Origin of the sequence: Microcoleus sp. B4-C2 (assembly GCF_036705265.1) — a bacterium.
In the GTDB taxonomy this organism is placed as follows: Bacteria; Cyanobacteriota; Cyanobacteriia; order Cyanobacteriales; family Microcoleaceae; genus Microcoleus.
In genome coordinates, this window is sequence record NZ_JAUBUB010000221.1 from 1 (window position 1) to 1,072 (window position 1,072).

The 1,072-nt window shown below is 53.2% G+C and carries 1 protein-coding gene; it reads right to left on the reverse strand.

Annotation, left to right across the window (positions count from 1 at the left end; genetic code table 11):
* Positions 1–5: 5 nt before the first annotated feature.
* Positions 6–977: an IS110 family transposase gene (locus tag QUB20_RS28530; RefSeq protein WP_333291855.1), complete on the reverse strand. Its 972-nt coding sequence runs from the start codon at positions 975–977 to the stop codon at positions 6–8.
* Positions 978–1,072: the final 95 nt, after the last annotated feature.

The window sequence follows — 1,072 nt, forward strand, 5'->3', positions numbered from 1 at the left end:
AATTGTCAAGGGGTTGGGGTCCATTCGGTTCCTCTGTTGACCACTGTCACAATCCGGCGGAGCATTCTGGCCATGATGGCGACCAGAGCGCATTTCTTAGGTTTTCCGGCTTCCAGCATCCGGCCGTAGTGGGCTGAGCATTCAGCATCATGTCTGGAACAGGAGATGGCTCCCATAAAAAGAGCTGTCCTCAAGAATCTGCTGCCTGTCCCGTGGATGGTGGCTTTTCGGTGAAGACTCGTCCCGCTCGAACATTCCTGCGGAGCCAGCCCAGCGTAGGCGATGCACTGCTTGACGTTCTTTAGTTCATCTGTCAAGAAGAGTTCACTCAAGACCTTGCGGGCTGTTTCAGGGCCCACACCAGGGATGCTCAGCATGAGGCGGTGCTTCTTCACAAGCTCCTGGCTCTGCTTCAGCTTTACCAGCCACAGCTGGCTCACCTGCTGGATTTCCTTGTCAAGAAGTCTGATGACTCTCGTGCAGGATTTGATGAGTTCTGCACAGGCGGAAGGCTTGCCCATTCTCTTCTTCTCGTCAGCCGCCTGAGCTTTAAGGCTGTCTATCCTTCTTGAAAGCTCCTGAAGTTCAGCCTGTTCTTTGGTGGGAGGCTTCCTGGGGGTTTTCCAGTTCTTCTGCGAGCACACAGCCAGAACATAGGCGTCTGTCGCATCATTCTTTCTAATGATTCCAAGACCCCTGGCAAGGCTTCTAGCCTGATTAGGAGCCATCACCACAGCAGGGACTCCCTCTTCAGCCAGGTGCCATACCAAAGCTTTGTGGCAGGAAGAGGTCGCTTCCATCGTGATCCTCCACTGGTCTTTAGGAGCCATCTTCTCCAGCTTCTTTACAATCTGCTCAAACCCTGCTGGAGAGTTCTTGACTGTGAAGCTGTGCTTGATTTGGTCTTTGGCAAAGAAGCACAGATCCAGGGTGTCTTTAGAAACATCGACCCCGACGTTCAGGTGTAGACTTGACATGTTGAATATCCACTGGGGCCTTCCAGCTCCAGCTTCAACTTGTTAAACGGGACGCCCTGGTAGTGGCCGGGGCTCCCTTGATACCGTTCTAGCCT